The organism is Micromonospora sp. NPDC048907 (assembly GCF_055586885.1).
Genome location: NZ_JBVJHI010000005.1, coordinates 214437 through 237314, shown reverse-complemented (window position 1 = coordinate 237314; position 22878 = coordinate 214437). Strand labels below are relative to the sequence as shown.

General features: G+C 70.2%; 15 protein-coding genes. 13 read left to right on the top strand and 2 right to left on the bottom strand.

Annotated features, from left to right (window positions below; genetic code table 11):
- Positions 1-27 precede the first annotated feature (27 nt).
- From ACZ6PY_RS19170 to ACZ6PY_RS19160, 3 genes are all read left to right on the top strand, one after another.
- Positions 28-813, top strand: coding sequence for a citryl-CoA lyase (locus ACZ6PY_RS19170; RefSeq protein WP_466073942.1), 786 nt, complete (start codon positions 28-30; stop codon positions 811-813).
- Positions 814-1148: 335 nt separating this feature from the next.
- On the top strand, positions 1149-2081 hold the full coding sequence (locus ACZ6PY_RS19165) for a ThuA domain-containing protein (RefSeq protein ID WP_466074679.1): 933 nt from the start codon (positions 1149-1151) through the stop codon (positions 2079-2081).
- A 173-nt stretch (positions 2082-2254) separates the two neighbouring features.
- The gene (locus ACZ6PY_RS19160) at positions 2255-3133 is read left to right on the top strand and encodes a shikimate dehydrogenase (RefSeq protein ID WP_466073940.1); all 879 of its coding nucleotides are present in this window, start codon (positions 2255-2257) and stop codon (positions 3131-3133) included.
- A 46-nt stretch (positions 3134-3179) separates the two neighbouring features.
- Here ACZ6PY_RS19160 and ACZ6PY_RS19155 read toward each other — a convergent pair whose 3' ends face one another.
- Positions 3180-3854, bottom strand: a complete 675-nt coding sequence (locus ACZ6PY_RS19155; protein ID WP_466073938.1) for a TetR/AcrR family transcriptional regulator — start codon at positions 3852-3854, stop codon at positions 3180-3182.
- A 161-nt stretch (positions 3855-4015) separates the two neighbouring features.
- Here ACZ6PY_RS19155 and ACZ6PY_RS19150 point away from each other — a divergent pair, with 161 nt between their 5' ends.
- From ACZ6PY_RS19150 to ACZ6PY_RS19110, 9 genes are all read left to right on the top strand, one after another.
- Entirely contained in the window at positions 4016-6793 is a 2778-nt protein-coding gene (locus ACZ6PY_RS19150) for a TIM barrel protein (protein WP_466073936.1), read from the top strand.
- Positions 6794-7309: 516 nt separating this feature from the next.
- On the top strand, positions 7310-8542 hold the full coding sequence (locus ACZ6PY_RS19145) for an MFS transporter (RefSeq protein ID WP_466073934.1): 1233 nt from the start codon (positions 7310-7312) through the stop codon (positions 8540-8542).
- 175 nt (positions 8543-8717) lie between these two features.
- Complete coding sequence (locus tag ACZ6PY_RS19140) at positions 8718-10202, top strand: long-chain-fatty-acid--CoA ligase (protein WP_466073932.1); 1485 nt, start codon at positions 8718-8720, stop codon at positions 10200-10202.
- Between the two features lie 170 nt (positions 10203-10372).
- Positions 10373-12088 (top strand): aldehyde dehydrogenase family protein, encoded by a 1716-nt coding sequence (locus tag ACZ6PY_RS19135; RefSeq protein WP_466073930.1) that lies wholly within the window; start codon positions 10373-10375, stop codon positions 12086-12088.
- Between the two features lie 211 nt (positions 12089-12299).
- Complete coding sequence (locus ACZ6PY_RS19130) at positions 12300-14030, top strand: GMC oxidoreductase (RefSeq protein ID WP_466073928.1); 1731 nt, start codon at positions 12300-12302, stop codon at positions 14028-14030.
- Positions 14031-14095: 65 nt separating this feature from the next.
- On the top strand, positions 14096-15895 hold the full coding sequence (locus ACZ6PY_RS19125) for an alkyl/aryl-sulfatase (protein WP_466073926.1): 1800 nt from the start codon (positions 14096-14098) through the stop codon (positions 15893-15895).
- A gap of 167 nt (positions 15896-16062) precedes the next feature.
- Entirely contained in the window at positions 16063-16995 is a 933-nt protein-coding gene (locus ACZ6PY_RS19120) for a formylglycine-generating enzyme family protein (protein WP_466074678.1), read from the top strand.
- Positions 16996-17053: 58 nt separating this feature from the next.
- Positions 17054-19423: a sulfatase-like hydrolase/transferase gene (locus tag ACZ6PY_RS19115; RefSeq protein WP_466073924.1), complete on the top strand. Its 2370-nt coding sequence runs from the start codon at positions 17054-17056 to the stop codon at positions 19421-19423.
- Positions 19424-19755: 332 nt separating this feature from the next.
- Positions 19756-20808 carry an FUSC family protein gene (locus tag ACZ6PY_RS19110; protein WP_466073922.1) on the top strand — a complete coding sequence of 351 codons (1053 nt, stop codon included), beginning with the start codon at positions 19756-19758 and terminating at the stop codon, positions 20806-20808.
- A gap of 105 nt (positions 20809-20913) precedes the next feature.
- Here the strand turns inward: ACZ6PY_RS19110 and ACZ6PY_RS19105 are convergent, their stop codons facing one another.
- Positions 20914-21552 carry a GAP family protein gene (locus ACZ6PY_RS19105; protein WP_466073920.1) on the bottom strand — a complete coding sequence of 213 codons (639 nt, stop codon included), beginning with the start codon at positions 21550-21552 and terminating at the stop codon, positions 20914-20916.
- Positions 21553-22208: 656 nt separating this feature from the next.
- On the opposite strand from ACZ6PY_RS19105, the gene ACZ6PY_RS19100 reads away from it, so the two are divergent.
- Positions 22209-22751 carry a TetR/AcrR family transcriptional regulator gene (locus ACZ6PY_RS19100; RefSeq protein WP_466073918.1) on the top strand — a complete coding sequence of 181 codons (543 nt, stop codon included), beginning with the start codon at positions 22209-22211 and terminating at the stop codon, positions 22749-22751.
- The last annotated feature ends 127 nt before the right edge of the window (positions 22752-22878 follow it).

Here is a 22878-nt window from a genome sequence, read left to right as displayed (position 1 = left end):
GGCAGGGCGGGAAGCGATGAACCGTCCGTGCAGGACGTCGCCGACTGGTGGGCCACCGGAGTATCGCGGATCGAGCCTGGCGTGATCGAGCTGCGTGGCAGACCGATCCAGGAACTCATCGGTGGCACCACGTTCGTCGGCATGATCTGGCTGATGCTGCGCGGGCAGCCGCCGACTCCCGGGCAGGCCGAGCTGCTGGAGGCGGCTCTCGTGGCCTCGGTGGACCATGGACCGCACGCCCCTTCGATCGCCGTGGCCCGCATGGCGGCAACCTGCGGTGTCGGGCTCAACAACGCGGTGGCGACCGGGGTGAACCTGCTGGGCGACGTGCACGGCGGCGCGGGGGAGCAGTGCCTCGAGATGCTCAACGAGGTGATCGACCGGCACCGCGGCGGTGGGTCCCTCGACCGCTCGGCGGCGGCCGTCGTCGCGGACCGGCGCGCCCGCTCCCGGTACCTGCCCGGGTTCGGTCACCGCTTCCATCCGCGAGATCCCCGCCGGGACCCCCTTCTGTCCCTGACCGAGGCGGCTGTCGCCGACGGTGTCGTAGACGGCGCTCACCTGCGTGCCGCCATCGCGATCGAGGGGGCCCTCAATGCGGGCCGGTCACGGCCGATCCCGATCAATATCGACGGATGCACCGCCGTCATCTACGGCGAACTCGGCTTCGCGCCGGCACTGGCCCGTGGCCTGTTCGTGCTGAGTCGCAGCGTCGGCATCCTGGCGCATGCGTGGGAGGAGAGCGGGCAGGGCCGGCGCAACAAGGGCCCCATGCCGCCGTCGATCCTGCCTGGTTATCTCGCCCCCCTCTGACGGTCCACTTTCTGCCCCCTGGTGGCTGTTCCACGCGGAGCGGGCCAGGGGTCATTGCGCCCCAATCCCTCAGCAGGCCGAGGTGTCGACAAATTGGTGAGGCCCTTGCTGTACCGCATCGGCCGTCGGTATATTCGCCTAAACCTCTAGACGGTACGTTTGGTCCACCTAGCGGACCACGTTCCTCGGCTCTCCGGTGAGGGCCCGTTCCTCGGGTCCGGTCCCGCCTACGGCGCACACCGCCTCCTACCAGGACGCACCACCATTCCGTCTACACAAGGGAGCTGACCATGCACCTACGGCGTTCCACGTTCGTCAGCGCAGGACTCGGTGCCGTGTTGACCGCGGCGGTGATGCTCCTCGGCACATCGATCCCCAGCTCCGCCGAGAATCCGGCCGCGAAACCGGACGACGGCGCTGCGAAGAATCTCGGTGACGTCGACTACGGCGTCTGTCGCGGTATCAGCCCCACCTGCTATCACGACTGGGGCAACTTCGACCCCGCCGACGGCTACCGGGTGCTGGTCTACAGCCGCACAGCCGGCCCCCGACACGCCCACCTCGGGCCGGCCCTCCCGCCCGGCCTCAACCCGCCGTTGTCCGACGCCAACGCCGCCCAGAAGGGCATCGTCAAACTCGGCGCCGAGCACAACTTCGGCGTCGACTGGACCGAGGACGTCACCCAGCTCTCGTCGCCCGCCCGACTGTTCCGCTACAACGCCGTGATCTTCCTGAGCACCACCCGCGACACGCTCGACGACCCCGCACAGACCGCGCTGCGCCAGTACATCCGCGGCGGCGGCGGATTCGTCGGCATCCACAACGCCTTCGGCACCGAGTACAACTGGGAGTGGTACGAGGGCCTGCTCGGCGGCGCCAACTACTACGACCACGGACGCAACCAGGCCGGGACCGTCGTCGTCGCGGATCACCATGACGTCTCGACGGCCGACCTTCCGCCGCGCTGGGACTTCACCGACGAGTGGTACAACCTCGTCCCATTCCCCTCGAAGGTGCGAATCCTGGCAAAGGTCGATGAGTCCACCCTGCCCAACGGCGCCCGCGGCGGCAGCGGACACCCCGGACACGGGAACAATCACCCCGTGTCGTGGTGCCAGTACTACGACGGTGGACGCTCCTGGGTGACCACCCTCGGCCACGGTGTTGACGACTGGACCGACACACCGACCGTGGGCGACGAGTACTTCCTGACGCACATCCTCGGCGGCATCGAGTCGGCCATGGGCCGCAGCCCCTTCTGCCAGTAAGAGCCGAAGAACGGGTCAAGGCGTGGTGCGGGAGACTCGACGATGTGGTCCCGCACCACGCCCCCGGGGACGCGAGAGGAAGCCCATGGCGACAGCGCACCCCCGTCGCATCGCGAGGAAGGCGCTTCCTGCGGCGACGAGCCGGGCAAGCGGGAGTGACTCCGGAAGGAGCAATGTTGGCTCGGTCTGAGGCCGCCCCTGTCCTGGTCGGACTCGTCGGCGAGGGTATCCAGCAATCACACGCGCCGCTGCTTCACCAGCGAGAAGCCGAGCGGCAGGGCATACGACTGATGTACAAGCTCATCGACGCCGCCGAGCACCGCCTCACCGCCGGCGATCTCCCGGACGTCCTGCGTTGGGCGCGGACTCTCGGATACCGCGGGCTCAACATCACGCACCCGTTCAAGCAGAAGGTTGTCCGGTACCTCGACGACCTTTCCGACGAGGCTCGCCTGCTCGGCGCCGTCAACACCCTGGTATTCGACGATGGCAAGGCGTGCGGGTACAACACGGACGCGTCCGGGTTCGCGCGCAGCTTCGCCCGGGAGTTCGCGGAGGCCCCGAGGGAGCGGGTCGTCCAGCTCGGCGCCGGGGGAGCGGGGGCCGCTGTCGCGCATGCGCTACTGAGCCACGGCGTGGGACAGCTGACGCTCGCCGACCTCGACATCGCAAAGGTCGCGCGGCTGTCGGAGACGCTCGCCGCCCGGTTCGGCGCCGATCGCGTCGCGATCTGCGCGATGGAGGAACTGACCGCCACGCTCGGGAAGGCCGACGGCCTGGTCAACACGACACCGGTCGGCATGGCTCACCATCCCGGTTCACCGGTGCCCAGCTCCGATCTTCGGCAGGACATGTGGGTCGCCGACATCGTCTATCGGCCGGTCGACACGGCGCTCCTCCAGGCTGCCCGATCGGTAGGCGCGCCCACCTTGCACGGTGGCGGCATGAGTGCCTACCAGGCCGCCGCGGCGTACGAGCACTTCACCGGCCGGCCGGCCGACGCGGAGGCGATGCTCGCCGACTCCGCCGACCTGCTGAGAGCGGGCCTGTGACACCGGTGCAGGCACGTTCGGACATCGCTCGCCGGCGCCGTCGCCGTCAACGAGCGGTCAGGTAGTCCAGGACCACGTCGCCCAGCATCCGCCGGTAGTGGTCACGGCGCTCGGGGTCGAGCATGTCCCGCTCGAAGATCGCTTTGACGGTGAACCGGTTGGCGATCCGGAAGACGCAGAAGGCGCTGATCAACATGTGGATGTCGAGCGGGTCGACACCCGTGCGGAACCGGCCGTCGGCTTGGCCTCTCTCCAGGATGCGCGCCAGCACGTCCAGTGTCGGGCTCGCCAGGCGACCCAGCTTCGCCGAACCCGCGATGTGCTCAGCCCGGTGGATGTTCTCCATGCTGACGAGCCGGATGAAATCGGGGTGGGCCTCGTGGTGGTCGAAGGTCAGCGCCGTCAACTGGAGGATCGCCTCGTCCGGGTCGAGGTGATCGACGTCGAGTTGCTGCTCGATCGCTCGGATGCGCAGGTAGGCGCTCTCGAGGGCGGCGACGTAGAGCTGCTCCTTCCCGCCGTAGTAGTAGTAGATCATTCGCTTCGTCGTACGGGTCTTCGCCGCGATCTCGTCGACGCGGGCACCCGTGTATCCCTTGTCGGCGAACTCCTGCGTGGCGACCTTGAGGATCTCGGCGCGGGTGGTGGCGGCATCTCGCGTCGCTGTCTTCAGCACGACGGCCTGGGACGGCTGCCCGCCCACCGCACCTCCTTCTCGCATCGCAACACTGTAGGTCATCGTCCGGGCCTTCCCCGCGAACGTCCATGCGGAGTATAAGTAACTATCTAGTACGTCCATATGTTGCCCTCGATCGCTGCGCGTCCTCGGGGGCTCGACTTCTCAAACCCTGACCAGCTCGACGCCAACAGGGGGAACGTCGCATGGGTACCGCTGAGACCGCCACCGCAACGGTGTTGAGCGACCACGCGCCGGCAAGTCCTCGCCACTGCATCGCCACCGTCTGTCTCTCGGGCACCCTCGAAGACAAGCTGGCGGCCGCTGCCGCGGCCCGGTTCCACGCCGTCGAGGTCTTCGAGAACGACCTCCTCGCGTCGTCGTGGTCGCCGGGGCGGGTCCGGCAGGAGTGCGCCCGGCGTGGGTTGACGATCGACGCCTACCAACCGTTTCGAGACTTCGAGTCGGTACCGCCGGACGTCTTCGCGGCCAACCTGCGCCGGGCCGAGCGGACCTTCGACGTGCTGGAGCAACTCGGTGCCACGACGATCCTGCTCTCGTCATCGGTCTCACCGGATGCGGTCGACGACGACGACCTGGCCGCCGAGCAACTGAACGTGCTCGCGGCGCGCGCGGCGCAGCGCGGCATCCGCGTCGCCTACGAGGCGGTGAGCTGGGGTCGGTTCGTCAAGACCTACACGCACGCCTGGCGGATCGTCCGGCGCGCCGACCACCCCGCCCTCGGCCTGTGCGTGGACAGCTTCCACATCCTGTCCCGCGGTGCGGACCCGGCGGCGATCAGGGTGGTGCCCGGCTCGAAGATATTTCACCTGCAACTGGCGGACGCCCCGCGGCTCACCATGGACGTCGTCGAGTGGAGCCGCCACCATCGGCTGTTTCCCGGTATGGGGTCGTTCGATCTGGCCGGTCTCGTCGGGCACGTCCTGGCCACCGGTTACGACGGGCCCCTCTCACTCGAGGTGTTCAACGACGTCTACCGTCAGTCAGATCCACGACATGCCGCCATCGACGGCATGCGCTCACTTCTGGCGCTCCAGGAAACAGTGGCGACCGCCGCTCCCCCCAACGTCCGGGAGCGACTCCGGCTCTCCAGCCTTCCCCGCGCGCCTCAACTCGACGGGCACGCCTTCACCGAACTCGCCGTGGACGACGTCTCCGGGCCGGTCGTCGCGCGGGCGCTGACCGCACTCGGCTTCGCCCAGGCTGGCCAACACCGATCCAAACCGGTCCAGCTCTGGCAACAAAGCACGGCCCGGATCCTCCTGAACTTCGGCGCGCAGCAAACCGTCGCTGCCGGGACCGCGTCGATCTGTGCCCTCGGGATCGAGAGCACGGACCCCACCGACGCGGCCCGGCGCGCCCAAGCCCTGCTCGCCCCGGTGCTGCCGCGCCTCCATGAGCCGGGAGAGGCGGAGCTGACGTCGGTGGCCGCGCCCGACGGAACCGCCGTCTTCCTCGTGCAGACGGCCCCGGAGGGCGGATGCTGGCTCGACGACTTCGCGGCCACCGGCCAGGCGGGCCGCGACCACGGGCTGGTGACCGGGACCGACCATGTCTCCCTCACCGAGACGCTCGACGACTTCGACGAAGCCGCCGTCTTCTACCGCACCGTGCTCGGACTGCAGACGGAGGAGACCACGGAGATCGCCGCACCGTTCGGCCTCATCCGCAGCCGCGTTGCCACCGACCCCACCGGTCAGGTGCGCATCGCGCTCAACACGGCGCCGTTGCGCCGCGGCGACTGGGCGCCGGCCATCCCCAGCCCGCAGCACATAGCGTTCCGCACCGACGACATCATTGCCAGCGCCAGAGCGATGCGCGCGCTCGGCGCTCCGGTGCTGAAGATGCCCGACAACTACTACGCCGACCTCGACGCTCGCCTCGCACTCCCACCAGACCGGCTGGCGGCAATGCGGGAACACTCGATCCTCTACGACCGAAATGAGCACGGTGAGTATCTGCACTTCTACACCGAGATACTCGGGTCCCGCGTCTTCTTCGCCGTAGTCCAGCGCATCGGCGGGTACGTCGGCTACGGCGACCTCAACAGCGTTCCGGTCCGAATGGCGGCGCATCGCGAGCGCCGTCTGGCCACCATTCGCGACGTGCCGGCGCAGAGGGCGGACCAGCGGCACGACTATTCGCTGGCGCACCTGACCGCGCTGAGCCTTTCCCCGCCCGAACTGGTGGAAGCTGCCGCCTACGCCGGCTACCGCTTCGTGGGCCTGCGACTGACGCGGGTCACCCCGCAGGAGCCGCACTATCCACTGGCCACCGACCCGGCCCTGATGCGGAGCACCAAAGCCCGTCTGGCGGCCACCGGAATCGATGTTCTCGACATCGAACTCGCACGACTCAGTCCGGACAAGGCACCCCGGGACTACCTGCGGTTCCTCGAGGCAGGTGCCGAGCTTGGGGCACGACACGTCATCACGCAACTGCCGGACCCAGATCGAGCCCGCAAGACCGATCGTTTCGCTGAGTTGTGTGAACTGGCGCATCCCCTCGGGCTCACCATCGACCTTGAGTTCCCGTCGTGGACAGAAACGCCCGACTTACGTGAGGCGACCCGAGTCCTGCACGCCGCGGACCAGCCAAACTCAGGCATCCTCGTGGACCTGCTGCACTTCGCCCGCTCCGGTTCGAGTATCGCCGATCTTCGGCAGCTTCCGGCGCACTGGTTCCATTTCGTCCACGTGTGCGACGCACCGGCGGGCGTACCCCCCACCAACGAGGGACTGATCCACACCGCACGGTTCGAACGGCTCTTCCCCGGCGAGGGCGGCATCGACGTCCGCGGCATCCTCGACGCGCTGCCACCAGGTCTGCCTTACGCGCTGGAGATTCCGCGCGCCACGCTCGTCGCACAGGTCGGCGGTAAGGAGCACGCCCGCCAGGCCCTCAGCGCCGCGCGAGACTACCTCGATCCGGCCGCCCGCCAGCAGCTCATCGCCCGCGTCTGACTGAACGCCGCCGATGGCCACGTGCGGGCGGGCGGCGTAGGGCTGTCCCCACCCGGCCGCGCCGCCGGCATCTCCCACCCAACCAAGATCAGTTGCACTGAAGCCTGGAGGCCGCCGTTTCGCTGCGGGCCTGGCTGACATGATCGCTCGCGCTGTGGGCTCGCCCGCCTGATCCGGTAGCGCCGGAAAGGTCTCCCGCATCCGTTGCCGCGGCATGCCCGACACCACTTGAGCTGGTGCCCGCCGGCCTGCGGCGGCGGCGAATTTTCTGCCTCGGGCTCTTGCGCGCAGGGATGCCTATAACGATACTGCCGGTTACGAATCTAGCGTGTCGGAGGTCACGTGGATGCCACCGTCCCTGGCGTCCCGCCCTGCTGAACGGCCCGCACACCGCCCCCGCCCCTCGCAGCCACCAGTGGAGCAACCGTGGCCGACACCGAAGTCGCACCCCCAACGCCCGTCAGACCCTCCGGGAAGGCACCGGACGACCGCCGCCGTGCGTGGATCGTCACCGCGTTGCTGGTCGCCTTCATGATGATCAACTTTGCGGACAAGTCGATCGTGGGTCTGGCCGCCGACCCGATCCGGGAGGATCTGGGGCTGTCCGCGACCCAGTTCGGCACGGCGAACAGCGCCTTCTTCCTGCTGTTCTCCATCTTCGGCGCGGTCGGCGGGCTGCTGGCCGACCGGGTGCGTCCGCGATGGCTGCTGCTGGGCATGGTCCTGTTCTGGTCGGTGTCCCAGGCGCCGCTGGCGCTGGGCGCGGGCGTGGCCATCCTGTTCACCTCCCGCATCATGCTGGGCGCGGCGGAAGGCCCCGCTTTCCCGATCGCCCAGCAGACCGCTCTGTCGTGGTTCCCGAACAGCAGGCGCAATCTGCCCAGCGCGCTGATCACCGCCGGCACCACGTTCGGCGTCGTGGTCGCCGCGCCCGGGCTGACCTGGGTGATCACGGAGCACGGCTGGCGGTCCGCGTTCGCGGTGGTGGCCGTCGCCGGCGTGCTGTGGGCGCTGGTGTGGGCCTTGCTCGGCAAGGAGGGCCAGTACGCCGTCGCGACCGGCCCGGACACCACCGCCGACACGGCGGCCGAGGCCGCCTCGGAGCCGGCCCCGAGTAACGTCGGCTATCGGCGCATCCTGGGTACCCGCACCTGGATCGGCGTCACCGTCGCCTTCTTCGCCACCTACTGGATGGTCGCGCTGACCGTCGCCTGGCTGCCCTCGTACCTGCACGACGGGCTGGGCTACTCCAGGACCGCCTCGGCCAACCTGGTGGCGCTGCTCTGGGCCGCCAACGCCGTGGCCCTGCTCGGCCAGGCCGGGCTGACCGGATGGCTGCTGCGACGCGGAGCCAGCAGCCGCTGGGCGCGAGCCCGGGTCGGCGGCATCACCCTGCTCCTCAGCGCGGCCGGCTGCCTTGCCCTGACCGCCGGCCAGGGCGGCCCGCTCACCGTGCTGCTGCTGATCGCAGGGTTCGGGATCTGCGGAGTGATGGCGACCATCGCGGTCACCACCGTCGCGGAGATCGCCCCGGCCGGGCGACGCGGCGGCGCCCTCGGCATCATGCAAGGTGTCGTGACCACTGCGGGCCTGATCGCTCCCATCCTGGTCGGCCGCCTGGTCGACACCCAAGGTACGGCCGGATACCAGCACGCGGTCCTGATCTCCGCAGCCGTGCTCCTGCTGGGCGGAACCGCCGCGGTCACGCTCGTCGACCCCGCCCGGGATCGGCGGCGCCTGGCGCAGTGACCCGCCGCGCCACCCGGCCGCACCCCTTGTGACGTAAGCGGCGGCCGGGTCCACGCGGGCACGAGGGCCCGTTGCGGCGATGCCCCCAGAGACCGGCGCGGCCGGCCTCCCGCGGCTGAGGCCGGAAGCCGAAGAACCGATCCACGTGAACCGCATCCCGATGGAGAAACCGATCATGACCAACCTTGCCCAGAACCTGGCCGACTCGGCCGCCCGCGACGGCGCCGCACCCGCCATCCGGCTCGGCGACACGGTGCTGTCGTTCGCGCAGCTCGACGCGGCCAGCGCCCGGGTTGCTGGGCTGCTGCGCGACCGCGGCGTGCGGCCCGGCGACCGGGTTGGTGTCATGCTGCCCAACGTGCCGCAGTTCGCCGTCGCCTACTACGGCATCCTGCGCGCCGGTGCGGTGGTCGTCCCGATGAACGTGCTGCTCAAGTCCCGCGAGGTCGCGTTCTACCTGAGCGACTCGCAGGCCAGGGTCGTCCTGGCCTGGCACGGGTTCGGTGAGGACGCCGCGGCCGGCGCCGCCGCCGCCGGCACCGAATGCCTGCTGGTGGTGCCGGGCGAGTTCGAAGCCCTGCTGGGCGCCACCACGCCGCAGGGTGGCATCGTCGCGCGCGAGGCGGGCGACACCGCGGTCATCCTCTACACCTCGGGCACGACCGGCACACCCAAGGGCGCGGCGCTGAGCCACGCCAACCTGACCCGCAACGCCGAGGTGGGCGTCGATCTGCTGGCGCTTTCCTCCGCCGATGTCGTGCTCGGCGCGCTGCCGCTGTTCCACTCGTTCGGGCAGACGTGCGGGCTCAATGCGGCGGTCGCCGCCGGGGCGTGCCTTGCGCTCGTGCCGCGCTTCGACCCCCAGGCCGCGCTCGACACGATCCACCGCCACCGCGTCACGGTCTTCGAAGGCGTGCCGACGATGTACGTCGCGCTGATGGCCCACCCGCAGCGGGCCGAGTTCGACGTGGACAGCCTGCGCCTGTGCGTGTCCGGTGGCGCGGCGCTGCCCGTGGAGGTCATGCGCGCCTTCGAGGCCGCGTTCGGCTGCATCATCCTCGAGGGCTACGGCCTGTCGGAGACCTCGCCCATCGCGTCGTTCAACCACCCCGACCGGCAGCGCAAGGCCGGGTCGATCGGCACCCCCGTCGCCGGGGTCGAGATGGCGCTGCGCGACGTCGAGGACGGCGTCGGTGAGATCGTGATCCGCGGTCACAACATCATGAAGGGGTACTGGGGCCGCCCGGACGCGACCGCGGAGGCGATCGACGCCGACGGCTGGTTCCGCTCCGGCGACCTCGGCCGCGTCGATGAGGACGGCTTCTTCTTCATCGTCGACCGCAAGAAGGACATGATCATCCGCGGCGGGTACAACGTGTATCCGCGCGAGATCGAGGAGCTGCTGTACGAGCACCCCGCCGTGCGCGAGGCCGCCGTCATCGGCGTCCCGCACGCCGAGCTGGGCGAGGAGATCTGCGCCGTGGTCGCGCTCAAGGCCGGCGCCGAGGCCACCGCGGAGGACCTGCGCGAGCACGTCAAGACGCAGGCCGCGGCGTACAAGTACCCGCGGCACGTGTGGATCGTCGCCGAGCTGCCGAAGTCGCCGACCGGCAAGGTCCTCAAGCGTGAGGTCACGGTGCCCGCAGGCCTGGTCGCCTGACCCCGCGCCGGCACCGCCCGGCGGCCGGCGCCCGGACACCATCGCCCGCCGTGGGGAGCAGCGGCCGGCGGCGGCCGGATCCCTGGGCCCCTCCGGGGCGTACTCGCGACCACGTTCGCTTTCACGATCTTCGGCGACCTTCCGCCGACCCAGCGCCGACAAGGACACCGATGACAATCAGCACCGCCACGACCGCGCAGCTGGACCAGATGCTCGCCGAGCTTCGCGACGGCGAGCACACCTGGGCCCGCGAGCCCCTCAGTTCCCGCCGCGCCCTGCTGCGCCAGTTGCAGGCGGCCGTGGCCGCCCACGCCGAGCACTGGGTGCGGGTGGCCGGGGGAATCAAGCAGCTGCCCGCCGGCTCGCCGCTGCTCGGTGAGGAGTGGACCAGCGGCCCGTGGGCCGTGCTCGGCTACGTTGACGCGCTGGCCGACACCCTGGCGCGCCTGGAGCAGGGACGTGACCTGCTCGCGGGATGCAGGGTCGGCACCGCGCCGGGCGGCCGGGTGAGCATCGGCGTGCTGCCGCACAACACCTTCGACCGGTTGCTGCTCAGCGGCTTCCGGGCCGAGGTCTGGATGGAGCCCGGCGTCACCGAGCAGGAGACCCGGGAGCGCGCCGGGCTGGGCCTGCTCGCTCCTGAACGCACCGCGGGCGTCGCCGTGGTCATGGGGGCGGGCAACATCTTCTCGATCGCGCCGCTGGATGTGCTGTACCAGCTGTACGCGTACAACCGGGTGGTCCTGCTCAAGCTCAACCCGGTCGCCGACGCGCTGCTGCCGGTGCTGGCGGCGGTGTTCGCGCCGTTCATCGACCGGGGCTATCTGCGCATCGTCGCCGGGGACGCGTCCGTCGGCGACCACCTGGTGACCCACGCGGGTGTCGACGCGGTACACCTCACCGGCAGCGAGGCCACCCACGACGCGATCGTGTGGGGGACCGGCGAGGCGGCGCGGGCGGCGAAGGCCACCGGTACGCCGCGGCTGGACAAGCCCGTCACCAGCGAACTCGGCGGGGTGTCTCCGACAATCGTGGTGCCCGGTCGCTGGTCGAAGGCTGACATCCGGTTCCAGGCCGAGCACGTCGCCACCCAGCGCCTGCACAACGGCGGCTTCAACTGCGTCGCGGCGCAGATCGTCATCGTGAGCCGGGACTGGCCGCAGAAGCGGGAGTTCCTCGCTGCGCTGCGCGACGCGTTCGCGAAGGCGCCCGTCCGCCCGGCCTGGTATCCGGGCTGCGACGTGCGGGTGTCCGGCGCCCGGCGGTCGCACCCTCGCTTCGAGGCCGTCGGCGGCACCGCCGAACGCACCGTGCTGTGGGACCTCGACCTGGGCGATGACGCCGAGCCCGCGTTCGGCACCGAGTACTTCGGTCCGGTCCTCGGCGTGGCCGAACTGCCCGGAACGGGCATGGAGTTCCTCGACGCCGCGGTCGACGCCGCCAACGAGCGTCTGCACGGCACGCTCGGCGCCAACCTGGTGATCGACCCCCGTACGCGCCGGCAGCTCGGCACGCGCCTGCGTGCGGCCATCGCCCGGCTGCGCTACGGCACCATCGGCGTCAACGCCTGGACCGGCGTGGGCTACCTGACCGCCCGCGCCACCTGGGGAGCGTTCCCCGGGCACCCGCTCGACGACATCGCCAGCGGCCGCGGCGTGGTGCACAACTCGCTGCTGCTGCACCGACCCGAACGGACCGTGGTGTACGGGCCGTTCCGGCCACTGCCGCGCTCGGTCATGACCGGCGAGTTCAGCCTGACCCCGAAACCGCCGTGGTTCCTGAGCAACCGCACCGCCGCGACGACCGGCCGACGGCTCACCGCGTTCGCCGCTCGGCCCCGCTGGTCGGCGCTGCCCGGGATCTTCGCCTCCGCACTGCGGGGGTGACCGGCCCAACCCGGCGCCGTGCGGATCGGCGCCGGGACGGGCGGCGAGCCCTCAGCCACCGCGCCGCGGCGTCGCCGGTCCGCGCTGATGGGTCCGCTTTCCGGCCGGCCGGCTCTTGCCCTGCCGACCCCCAATAACGATACTGGCGTTAACGCAATTGGTGCGGGGCGCTGACCACCGATCTGACGCTGCTGCGGAAGGTGTGCATGTCATGAGTACCCACGACTACGACGTCCTCGTCATCGGCTCCGGCTTCGGCGGATCCGTCTCTGCCCTGCGCCTGACCGAGAAGGGCTACCGCGTCGGCGTGCTCGAGGCGGGCCGGCGCTACACCAGCGAGGAACTGCCCAAGACGTCCTGGGACGCGCGCAAGTTCGTGTGGGCCCCGGCCCTGGGACTTTACGGCATCCAGCGCATCCACCTGCTGCGCGACGTCGTGATCCTCGGCGGCGCCGGCGTCGGCGGCGGATCGCTGAACTACGCCAACACGCTCTACAAGCCTTTGGCGCCGTTCTTCGACGATCCCCAGTGGGCCCACATCACCGACTGGCGCGACGAACTCGAGGCGCACTACGACCAGGCCCGGCGCATGCTCGGCGTCACCATGAACCGCACTGTCACCGAGGCCGACAAGGTCCTCAAGTCGGTGGCCGACGACATGGGAGTCGGCGCCACGTTCACCCTGACGCCCGTGGGAGTGCTCTTCGGCGAGGACGGCCAGAAGCGCGGCACCGAGGTCGACGACCCGTTCTTCGGCGGCGCCGGACCCCGGCGCAACACCTGCATCGAGTGCGGCTCCTGTATGACGGGCTGCCGGTACAACGCCAAGAACACCCTGGACAAGAACTACCTGTACCTGGCGGAGCAAAACGGCTGCGAGATCCACCCGATGACCACGGTCGTCGACGTCAAGCCGCTGCCGGCCGGGGGATACGCCGTGCACACGGTGGCGACGGGCAGATCGGCGCGCCGCAGGCGCCACCGGCGCACCTTCACCGCCGAGCAGGTGGTGTTCTCGGCCGGCACGTACAACACCCAGAAGCTGCTGCACCGCCTGCGCGACACCGGGTCGCTGCCGCGCATCTCCGACAGGCTCGGGCAGATGTCCCGGACCAACTCCGAGTCTGTGCTGGGGGTCAAGGCGCGGGCCAAGAACATCGCCTACACCCAGGGTGTCGCGATCACCTCGTCGATCCACGTCGACGAGCACACCCACATCGAACCGGTGCGCTACGGCAAGGGCAGCAACCTGATGGCGCTGCTGCAGACCGCGCTCACCGACGGCGACCAGGGCCGCCCCCGCTGGGTCACCTGGGCCAGGACGATGCTCACCCAGCCGCGGCACTGGACCTGGTTCTCGCCGAAGAACTGGTCCGAGCGCACGATCATCCTGCTGGTGATGCAGGCGCTGGACAACTCGATCACCGTCCGCGGGCGCCGGACCATGTCGGGCCGGTACAAGCTCACCTCCGGCCCCGGTCACGGCGAGCCGAACCCGTCCTGGATCCCCGCCGCCAACGAAGCCGCCCGCCGGGTCGCGGAGAAGATCGACGGCATCGCCGGTGGCACCATCGGCGAGATCGCCAACATCCCCCTGACGGCCCACTTCATCGGCGGCTGCCCGATCGGCGACTCTCCCGAGACCGGTGTCGTCGACCCCTACCACCGGCTCTACGGCCACCCGGGCGTCCACGTCGCCGACGGCTCGACCGTGTCGGCCAACCTCGGCGTCAACCCGTCGCTGACCATCACCGCCCAGGCCGAACGCGCCATGGCGTTCTGGCCCAACCGCGGCGAGCCCGACCCCAGACCCGCGCTGGGCGCCGCCTACCAGCGGCTCGCCCCGGTCGCCCCGCACCGGCCCGCTGTTCCCGCCGGCGCCCCGGCCGCCCTCGGCGCGGCCGCCGCCTCGCCGTCATCGCCCGACAGCTCGGCCCTGTGATCCGCCCACAGCCGACAGCCCAGGTCTCGAGCACTTCTCACAGGTACACGTACGGAGGTTCCGCAATGGACAACGCACTCGACTTCGGCGATCGGACCGACTTCGTCAACGCCGACCGGGGCTTCGTCGCCGCGCTGACGCCAGGTGTCGTCACCGCTGCCGACGGACGGGTCGTGTGGGACGCCGACGCGTGGGCCTTCCTCGACGGTGAATGCCCGGACACCGCGAACCCGAGCCTGTGGCGGCAGAGCCAGCTGTGCGCCCGCCAGGGCCTCTACCGGGTCACCGAGGGCATCTACCAGGTACGCGGCCTGGACCTCTCCAACATGACCATCGTCGAGGGCGACACCGGAATCATCGTCGTCGACCCGCTGCTCAGCGTCGAGACCGCCGCGGCGGCGCTCGGCCTGTACCGCGCCCACCGCGGTGACCGCCCCGTCACCGGCCTGGTCTACTCCCACTCCCACGCCGATCACTTCGGCGGCGCCGCCGGTGTCACCGACGGCGACGTCCCGATCCTCGCGCCCGTCGGGTTCATGGAGCACGCCGTCGCGGAGAACGTGTACGCGGGCACGGCGATGACCCGCAGGGCGGGCTTCATGTACGGTGCGACGCTGCCGGCCGGCCCGGCGGGACAGATCGGGTTCGGGCTGGGCAACGCCGCGTCCTCCGGGACCGTGTCGCTGTTCCCGCCCACGATCGACATCACGCACACCGGGCAGGAAGAGACCATCGACGGCGTGCGGATCGTGTTCCAGCTGACGCCGGGCACCGAAGCGCCGTCGGAGATGAACTTCCTGTTCCCCGACCACCGCGCCCTGTGCCTGGCCGAGAACGCCACGCACACCATGCACAACGTGCTCACCCCCCGCGGTGCGCTGGTCCGCGACGCGCGAATCTGGTCGCGTTACCTCACCGAGGCGATCACCATGTTCGACGGTGCGGCCGACGTCGTGTTCGCCTCGCACCATTGGCCGACCTGGGGCCAGGACAACATGACGCGATACCTGACCGAGCAGCGTGACCTGTACGCCTACCTGCACGACCAGACGCTGCGGCTGGCCAACCAGGGCCACAACGCCGCCGAGATCGCCGAGATGATCCAGCTACCGCCGGCGCTGGACGCGGCGTGGCACGGACGCGGCTACTACGGGACGGTGTCGCACAACGTCAAGGCCGTCTACCAGCGCTACCTCGGCTGGTTCGACGGCAACCCGGCCAACCTGTGGCAGCACCCGCCGGTCGAGACCGCCAAGCGCTACGTCGACTGCCTCGGCGGGGTCGACGCCGTCCTGACCAAGGCGCGCGACTACGCCGACGCCGGGGACCTGCGGTTCGCCGCGCAACTGCTGCAGCACGCGGTCTTCGCCGACCCCGCTCGTGGCGACGCGAAGGAACTGCTCGCGCAGGTGTACGAGAAGCTCGGTCACGGCGCGGAGAGCGGCATCTGGCGCAACTTCTACCTCACCGGCGCGCAGGAGCTTCGCCACGGGCCCGAGGTCACCCCGGTCGACCTCGGCGGCGGCATGGCCGCGGTGCTGTCGATCGAGCAGATCTTCGACACCCTGGCGATCCGGGTCGACGCGCCCAAGGCATGGCACGACACGATCACCATCGACTGGACGTTCACCGACCTGGGCCAGTCGTACCGCACCACACTGCGCAACGGGGTGCTCGTCCAGCAGCAGAACCCACCCGCCGGCAACCCCGACCTCAGCCTCACCCTGACCAAGGCGCAACTGCTGGGCATGCTGACCGGCAAGGGCCTCGGCGGCATCACACACGACGGCGATCTCGACGGTCTCAAGCGCATGCAGGGCTACCTTGACGCGCCCGATCCGCGGTTCGCGATCGTGACGCCCTGACGGCGATGTGGCCGGCCGGTTGCCGCCCCTCGCCGCAAGCAGGCGAACGGTCCATCCCACCACCCGCACACCGACCTGAGACCGAGCACCATCAGGGGACGAGCGTGAGCAACACCGACGGCAGCCCGCCGACCGCGGGGCCCACCCCGGGGCGGCAGGCGAAGGGCATGGCGTGGATCCCCGGCGGCCGGTTCACGATGGGATCGGACCGCCACTACCCGGAGGAGGCCCCGGCCCACCCGGTCGGCGTCGACGGGTTCTGGATCGACCCTGCCCCGGTCACCAACGCCCAGTTCGAAGCCTTCGTCGAGGCCACCGGATACGTGACGACGGCGGAACGGCCCGCCGACCCTGCCAGGTACCCCGGTGCCGACCCGGCGCTGCTCGCACCGGCCTCCGCGGTGTTCACGCCGCCGCCGTATCCGGTGGACCTGGGTGACCCCTACCAGTGGTGGTCGTACGTGCCCGGCGCGAACTGGCGCCATCCGGGTGGTCCCGGCACGTCGCTTGGCGAGCGCCGCGACCACCCGGTAACCCACGTGGCCTACGCCGACGCCCTCGCATACGCGCAATGGGCCGGCAAGCAGCTTCCCACCGAGGCCGAGTGGGAGTACGCCGCACGCGGCGGCCTGCCCGGCAGCGAGTACGCGTGGGGCGACGAGTTCAACCCCGGCGGCAACCACATGGCCAACACGTGGCAGGGCCGGTTTCCGCACGAGAACCTGCGGCTGGACGGCTACGACGGGACCTCACCGGTCGGCGCCTTCCCCGCCAACGCCTACGGCCTCCACGACATGATCGGCAACGTGTGGGAGTGGACGTCCGACTGGTACGCCGAGCACGACCGTCTCGCCCCGACCAGGCCCACCTGCTGCGGCACCCCCGCTCCCCGGGTCAACCCGGCCGGCGGCACCGAGTCCGACAGCTTCGAACCCGGCCAGGCGCACCTGCGCATCCCCCGCAAGACGATCAAGGGCGGCTCGCACCTGTGTGCGCCGAACTACTGCCGCCGCTATCGCCCCGCCGCACGGCTGGCCCAGCCGGTTGACACCTCCACCTGCCACCTGGGCTTCCGCTGCGTCGTGCGGCTGGCGTGGTGACCTGCCCGCCGACACGACGGCGTCCGCATCACCCCTCCACATCGAAACGGAGAACCCCGTGCCTGCGCATGACGACCTGCCCCGCACCACGCTGCCCATGCCCGACCGGCCCAAGCCGGGGCTGACCACCTACGACGCGCGGGACGCGGACACCTCGTTCGCGCCGATCACGCCGCTGCGGCCGCCGACGGGCGCGCCGAACGTTCTGGTGATCCTGCTCGACGACGTCGGTTTCGGCGCCTCCAGCGTGTTCGGCGGCCCGGTCGACACCCCGGTGGCGCAGCGGCTGGCCGACGGCGGGCTGCGCTACAACCGGTTCCACACCACGGCGCTGTGCTCGCCCACGCGGCAGGCGCTGCTGACCGGCCGCAACCACCACTCGGTCGGCATGGGCGCGATCACCGAGCTGGCCACCTCCGCGCCCGGCTACAGCACCATCCGGCCCAACAGCAAGGCGCCGCTGGCCGAGACGCTGCGGCTCAACGGCTATGCCACCGCTCAGCTGGGCAAGTGCCACGAGGTCCCGGTGTGGGAGACGAGCCCGGCCGGCCCGTTCGATCGCTGGCCCACCGGCAGCGGTTTCGAGTACTTCTACGGTTTCATCGGAGCCGAGGCCAACCAGTACTACCCGACCCTCTACCACGGCACCACCCCGGTCGAGCCGACCCGCACGCCGGAGGAGGGCTACCACCTCACCGAGGACCTGGCCGACCGGGGCGTGGACTGGATCCGCCGCCAGCACGCGCTGCAGCCGGGCCGCCCGTTCTTCCTGTACTTCGCGCCCGGCGCCACGCACTCCCCGCACCACGCGCCCAAGCAGTGGTGCGACCGGTACGCCGGGCGCTTCGACGCCGGCTGGGACGCGCTACGCGAGGAGATCTTCGAACGGCAGAAGGAGCTCGGCGTGATCCCGCCCGACGCGGTGCTGACCGCGTTCAACCCGGAGATCCCGCACTGGGACGACATGCCTGACGACCTCAAGCCGGTGCTCGCCCGGCAGATGGAGGTCTACGCCGGATTCCTGGCGCACACCGACCACCAGATCGGCCGGCTCGTACAGGCACTGGACGACCTGGAACTGCTCGACAACACGCTGATCTACTACATCATCGGCGACAACGGCGCCTCCGCCGAAGGAGCCATGCATGGCACCTTCAACGGATCGATCAACTACAACGGCATGGGCGCGCTGGAGACCCCGGAGTTCCTGCGCGCGCGGATGGACGAGCTCGGCACCCCCAGCTCGTACAACCACTTCGCGGTCGGCTGGGCGCACGCGCTGTCCACGCCGTACCAGTGGACCAAGCAGGTGGCCTCGCACTGGGGCGGCACCCGCAACGGCACCGTCGTGCACTGGCCCGCCCGCATTACCGCCGCCGGCGAGCTGCGCGAGCAGTTCGCGCACGTCATCGACGTCGCCCCGACCATCCTCGAAGCGGCCGGGCTGCCCGAACCGACCACCGTGCACGGCGTCACGCAGGCCCCGATCGAGGGCGTCAGCATGGGCTACACGTTCAGCGACGGGGACGCACCGGAGCGCCACCAGACGCAGTACTTCGAGATCGGCGGCAACCGCGGCATCTACCACCGGGGCTGGACCGCGGTCACCCGGCACCGCACGCCGTGGTTGCTGCTCGGCGCGCAACTGGCCGCCTTCGACGACGACGTGTGGGAACTGTACGGCCCCGACGACTGGACCCAGTCCCGCGACCTGGCTGCCGAGCAGCCCGACATGCTGCACCGACTGCAGCGGCTGTGGCTGATCGAGGCGACCAAACACGGGGTGCTGCCGCTGGACGACCGGGGTGCCGAGCGGTTCAACCCCGACCTGGCCGGGCGGCCGCGACTGATCCGAGGCAACACGCAGGTGCTGTTCCCCGGGATGGGCCACCTCAACGAGAACTCCGTCATCAACATCAAGAACAAGAGCCACGCCGTCACGGCCCAGATGGTGGTGCCCGACGCCGGCGCGGAGGGCGTCATCATCGCCCAGGGCGGCATGGCCGGCGGCTGGAGCATGTACGCCCGCGAGGGGCGGCTGCGCTACTGCTACAACCTCGTCGGCCTGCGCCACTTCTACATCGACTCAGACGCCGAGATCCCGGCCGGGGAGCACCAGGTCCGGGTGGAGTTCGCCTACGCCGGCCCCGGCCTGGCCAAGGGCGGCACCGTCACCCTCCACCTCGACGGCGTCGAAGTGGGTCGCGGCACCGTGTCGGCCACCCAGCCGGTGATGTTCTCCGCAGACGAGGCCACCCACGTCGGCCGGGAGTCCGGCTCCACGGTCACCCCGGAGTACCCGGCCCGCGGCAACGACTTCACCGGCACCATCCGGTGGGTCCAGATCGACGTCGACGCCGAAGCGGCCAACGCCGAGCACCTCATCCCGATCGAGGAACGCTGGCGCGTCGCCATGGCCCGGCAGTGACGGCCCGCCACACGGCGACAAACGGGCGGTGACGAAGGACGGGTGGGGTGCATCCGAACGCCGGCGTGCACCTCGCGGCTGGGTTCGGGCCAGGTCGTCAGATCAGCGCTGGTGAACCGGGTTCCCCTGCAGTTGTGGGCCGCCGCGCCGCCCGGGTCCTAGCGGGCCTCTCAGGGCATCAAAGATGTAATGCAGCAGCTTGGGGATATCGAGCATCCGATCGCTGCTGGCGTACGACGATGTCGTTGGGGAGCCGACGGATACGCGGGGGTTGAGAGGTGCTCGGCCGGCTTCGGGGTGCGTTGAGCGGGGGTGCGCGGCGGCGCCGAGATGTGTACGACCGGCTTCGCACGTATCTCATCGTCGCGGCGCAGGCAGGTGTGGCGGCTGAGCTGTCCTGGTTCATCACGCGCGATCTACTGGACAATGCGCAGCCGTTGTTCGCGCCCGCCGTCGCGGTCGGCGTGATCGCGGGAGCCATCGGTCATCGAATCAGGCGAGCGCTGGAGTTCATTGCCGGGGTGATCGTGGGGGCGGCGATCGCCCATCTGATCGCACGCACGATAGGGGTAGCGCCGGTACAGACCGGTGTGGCCGTGGCGTTGGCCATTTCGGTGGCAGTCGCGTTTCGGGGCGCCGGCGCGGTCACGGCGCAGGCAGGAGGCACGGCCTTGCTGCTGGGGGCGGTGGCGGAAGGACCGGATCTGGCTGTGCCGCGAACGGAGAGTGCGGTGGTCGGTGGTGTGGTTGCCGTCGCCGTCGCGTTCCTGATCCTGCCACTCAACCCACTGCGGGTCGTCCATCGGAGCGTCGGTCCGACGCTGGATGCCTTCGCCCGTGAGCTGACGGCTCTCGCCGACGCGCTGGTCCATCGTGACCTCCAACAGGCCGAGTGCGCCCTGGAGCGCTTCTCTGCGGCATGGGAGCAGAGACAGAAGATCGCTGAGTTGGTGATCGCAGCGCGGCAGGTCGCGGTCCTCTCACCATGGCGGAGGCGACGGCTCAGCGTCATGCGCCGGTTGGAGCACGCCGCCGAGCACTTCGATACGGCCTACACCTGCACCCGTGAACTGGTGCACTGGGCGGTGATGGCCCTTCGCGCCGGTGAGTCGGTGCCGGCCGGTCTTCCAGCGTCGATCGAGAACGTCGGCCAAGCGCTGAGGCTGCTGTATCGTGACGTCGTCGTCGCCGGCCGGGAGGCAGGTCCTGTGCGCGCGCGGGCGGCGCAGGCGATCACAGAAGTCAACGGAGCCTGCGCCGAGGGCGTCGAGTCCTCCGGAAACGTCGTCGTCGCACAACTGCGCGCCACCGTCAGCGAGCTGCTACAGGCCTCCGGACTGCCAGATGCAGAGGCGACCAAGCAGGCGGGCCTGACAACCGACTAGCCACGGCGGTGGCAACTGGTGGCACCGTAGCGGCTCTGAGGCCCGCTTCATCGTCTGAACGTCGGCCAGCAAGCTCCGGCCGGAGAGCGGCACGCCGGTGGACGCCTACGTGAACAGGTCGGACACGACGATAGCCACGAAGATCAGGACCACCGCCTCGCTGACCCACCACGAGTGGTCGTTGGCCCAGTTGCGGATCTTCGGCAGCGCTGCTGCCGCCCGCTGACCGAACGCGAGCAGGGCGAGCAGTGGCAAGGCCAGTAGCAGCAGCGTCAGACACAGGAACGGCAGCAGATGCCACCACGGCTTGTCGTGGCCCGCAAGGCTCGCGGCGACTGCCAGCATGGTGGCCTCGTCACTGGGCATGGCGAGGAAGAGAAGGACGCCCAGCCCGAAGGCGAAGCGCGGCCTGGCCTCCTGCAACTTGCTCATCCACTTGGGCGGCTGGGTTCGCTTGCGGCGGGAGAAGATCATCACCATCAACGCCAGCAGCACCAGCAGCACCACCCAGTCGATCAGGCGCCGCGTGCCGTCATTCTTGTGCTGCCCGTTTCCCGCGCCACGCACCGTGTGGAAGACGACGTACCACACAGTCAGGGCGGCGAGTACGGCGAGCCCAGCTCCGACCAGGAAGGAAAGCGAGCTGCGCTTCGCGTCCCGGCTGGAAGCAAGGAAGATGGCACTGATGATCTGTGGACCGGCGATCATCACCACCGTAAGTGGTAGGACGCTCAGCAGGTTCATGACCCCTCCTTCCTGTCCCTCATTCTTGGCCGGGCCGAACCCGCGCGGACGCCCTTTGCGCGAACGGTTCGCCGCAGGCGCCGGCAAGGACGGTGGTTGGGCGGGGGCGTGCCTCGCTCAGGGGGAGCGGTTGACCGGGTGACGATCGGCTCGGAGACCAACGGACGAGCATGGACCATGCCGGCAGCCCGGAACCGGGCCGTGGTGGCTGACGGCCATGTGGGCCTTCGCCGCTGGTGCGAGGCGGGTTTGCCCGCGCCAGCGGGGGAGAGGGGCGGGCGATTGCCCTTCGGGGCGGAGGGCAACCTGGCACGCTGCGGCGCCGCGCTGAGCCTGGCGGCGCTTCACCCGATCAGGTCTGCCGGTGCTGTCGCCTCGCGTTTGAGGATCTTGCCGGTGGCGTCGGCGAGCAACTCGGCGGCGCGGACCCGGGCGGCGGGTTGACGCCGGGCGGAGGCCGAGGCCGGTGACCTGCCAGGCGTACCAGTAGCCGAGGCCGTAGCAGCCAAGGATCTCGCTGAGGCAGCGTTGCGCGCGATGCCCCAGCGCCTCGCCGTGAGGCATGACCGAGGTGCCCTCTAACTGGAGCCGCACGTACGCTTCGGGACATGGTGAGTCGGGTAGAGCGTGGGCCGGGCCGTCCGCGGGAGGAGTGGGTGACCGGGGCGGTTCTGTCGGCGGTTCTGGAGTTGGTGACCGAGCAGGGTATGGCCGCGGTGACGATGGATGCGGTGGCCGCTCGCGCGGGCGTCAGCAAGCCGGCTATCTATCGGCGGTGGCCTTCCAAGCACGACCTGGTCATCGCGGCGGCGGAGAACCGCATCGGCGTACTGACCGTGCCCGACATGGGCGACTTCCGTGCCGAACTGCGTGCGGTGCTCGACGCCCGTGTGGAGGCCTACCGGATGCCGGGCACGTCCCGGCTGATGGCGGGCATGATCACCGCGGTGGAGGAGGGCGGCGACGTCAACGGTGCGTATCGCGGATACGTCTCGCGGATCATGGGGGAGACGAGGAAGATCCTCGATCGCGGGATCGCGCGCGGTGACATCCGCGCCGATGTCGATGTGCAGGCCGCAGCGACGCTGGTCGCCGCGCCACTGGTGTACCGCCTGGTGATCGAGCGGCAGCTGCCGGACGAGCGGTTCGCCGCCGACCTGGCCGACATGATCGCACACGCGGTAGGTGCCGCAGCCTGATCCGGCAGCGGCACCTGGGACTTCATCCACCGGTGGGCTCAGGTGGCGGCGGAACGCTCGGAGAACCTGTGGGACTTCGGGTGCTCGACGCCGCCGATGCTGCGGTGCACCGGAGGGCGGCCGCGTG